The sequence below is a fragment of the Paenirhodobacter sp. CAU 1674 genome (assembly GCF_029222945.1).
In the GTDB taxonomy this organism is placed as follows: domain Bacteria; phylum Pseudomonadota; class Alphaproteobacteria; order Rhodobacterales; family Rhodobacteraceae; genus Rhodobacter.
Genome location: NZ_JARHUH010000026.1, coordinates 1 through 2,500, shown reverse-complemented (window position 1 = coordinate 2,500; position 2,500 = coordinate 1). Strand labels below are relative to the sequence as shown.

General features: G+C 54.2%; 1 tRNA gene and 2 rRNA genes (1 of these 3 cut by a window edge). All 3 read left to right on the top strand.

From position 1 onward, the window contains the following. Nucleotides 1-2,137 (top strand): 23S ribosomal RNA (locus P2G62_RS17655) (it extends 694 nt beyond the left edge of the window). 79 nt (nt 2,138-2,216) lie between these two features. Continuing rightward, nucleotides 2,217-2,331, top strand: a 5S ribosomal RNA gene (rrf, locus tag P2G62_RS17650). Between the two features lie 92 nt (nt 2,332-2,423). Continuing rightward, nucleotides 2,424-2,500: transfer RNA gene (locus tag P2G62_RS17645), tRNA-Met, on the top strand.

Below are 2,500 nucleotides of genomic sequence, written 5' to 3'. Positions count from 1 at the left end.
GAAACCAGATGATCTAGCCATGAGCAGGATGAAGGTAAGGTAACACTTACTGGAGGTCCGAACCGACACCCGTTGAAAAGGGTCCGGATGACTTGTGGCTAGGGGTGAAAGGCCAATCAAATCTGGAGATAGCTGGTTCTCCGCGAAAGCTATTTAGGTAGCGCCTCGGACGAATACCTTGGGGGGTAGAGCACTGGATGGGTGATGGGGTCCCACAGACTTACTGAGCCTAACCAAACTCCGAATACCCAAGAGTACTATCCGGGAGACACACGGCGGGTGCTAACGTCCGTCGTGAAGAGGGAAACAACCCTGACCAACAGCTAAGGCCCCCAATTCGTGGCTAAGTGGGAAAGCATGTGGGACGACCAAAACAACCAGGAGGTTGGCTTAGAAGCAGCCATCCTTTAAAGATAGCGTAACAGCTCACTGGTCTAGATAAGTTGTCCTGCGGCGAAGATGTAACGGGGCTCAAGCCACGAGCCGAAGCTTTGGATGTGCAGCAATGCACGTGGTAGCGGAGCGTTCTGTGATATAGAACGCTGCCTCCTTAGTATCCTCGGATACATTGGAGGCAATGTTCTGACTGTGAAGCCGGGCTGTAAGGCAACCGGTGGAGTGATCAGAAGTGAGAATGTTGACATGAGTAGCGACAAAGAGGGTGAGAGACCCTCTCGCCGAAAGTCCAAGGGTTCCTGCTTAAAGCTAATCTGAGCAGGGTAAGCCGGCCCCTAAGGCGAGGCCGAAAGGCGTAGTCGATGGGAACCAGGTTAATATTCCTGGGCCAGGAGATGGTGACGGATCTCGAGGGTAGTTCTTCCTTATCGGATTGGAAGGGCTGCTTAGAGGTCCCTGGAAATAGCCCTCCGCAAGACCGTACCCTAAACCGACACAGGTGGACAGGTAGAGTATACCAAGGCGCTTGAGAGAACCACGTTTAAGGAACTCGGCAAAATGCCTCCGTAAGTTCGCGAGAAGGAGGCCCTGTTCGGACGCAAGTCTGGGCAGGGGGCACAAACTAGGGGGTGGCGACTGTTTACTTAAAACACAGGGCTGTGCGAAGCCGTAAGGCGACGTATACAGTCTGACGCCTGCCCGGTGCTGGAAGGTTAAAAGGAGGGGTGCAAGCTCCGAATTGAAGCCCCAGTAAACGGCGGCCGTAACTATAACGGTCCTAAGGTAGCGAAATTCCTTGTCGGGTAAGTTCCGACCTGCACGAATGGCGTAACGATCTCCCCGCTGTCTCAAACGTGGACTCAGCGAAATTGAACTGTGTGTCAAGATGCACACTACCCGCGGTTAGACGGAAAGACCCCATGCACCTTTACTATAGCTTCGCACTGGCATCAGGATTGTGATGTGCAGGATAGGTGGTAGGCTTCGAAGCAGGGACGCCAGTTCCTGTGGAGCCTCCCTTGAGATACCACCCTTCGCACTCTTGATGTCTAACCGCGGCCCGTTATCCGGGTCCGGGACCCTGCGTGGTGGGTAGTTTGACTGGGGCGGTCGCCTCCCAAAGAGTAACGGAGGCGCGCGAAGGTAGGCTCAGAGCGGTCGGAAATCGCTCGTTGAGTGCAATGGCAGAAGCCTGCCTGACTGCAAGTCTGACAAGACGAGCAGAGACGAAAGTCGGTCATAGTGATCCGGTGGTCCCAAGTGGGAGGGCCATCGCTCAACGGATAAAAGGTACGCTGGGGATAACAGGCTGATGATGCCCAAGAGTCCATATCGACGGCATCGTTTGGCACCTCGATGTCGGCTCATCTCATCCTGGGGCTGGAGCAGGTCCCAAGGGTATGGCTGTTCGCCATTTAAAGAGGTACGTGAGCTGGGTTTAGAACGTCGTGAGACAGTTCGGTCCCTATCTGCCGTGGGTGTAGGATACTTGAGAGGAGTTGCCCCTAGTACGAGAGGACCGGGGTGAACGTTCCACTGGTGGACCAGTTATCGTGCCAACGGTAGTGCTGGGTAGCTATGAACGGACAGGATAAACGCTGAAGGCATCTAAGCGTGAAGCCCCCCTCAAAACTAGGTATCCCTTGAGGGCCGTGGAAGACCACCACGTCGATAGGCCGGAGATGTAAGTGCAGTAATGCATTCAGTTGACCGGTACTAATTGCCCGATTGGCTTGATTTGATCCAGTAGAAGACAAACTTCTCTGCATCAGCAAGTATACACATACGTTAGAACTTGACTTGGTTCGCTTCTTCCTCGGTTTGGTGGTCATAGCACGAGCAAAACACCCGGCTCCATTCCGAACCCGGCCGTTAAGTGCCGTCGCGCCAATGGTACTGCGTCTCAAGACGTGGGAGAGTAGGTCACCGCCAAACCTAGAAAGAAGCGATACGTTCTCTCAAACGATACTCACCTCAAAACTCATCGTTCTGGGGTGAAAAAACCCGACGCAAAAGCGCGTCACCGGCGCGGGATGGAGCAGCCCGGTAGCTCGTCAGGCTCATAACCTGAAGGTCGCAGGTTCAAATCCTGCTCCCGCAACCA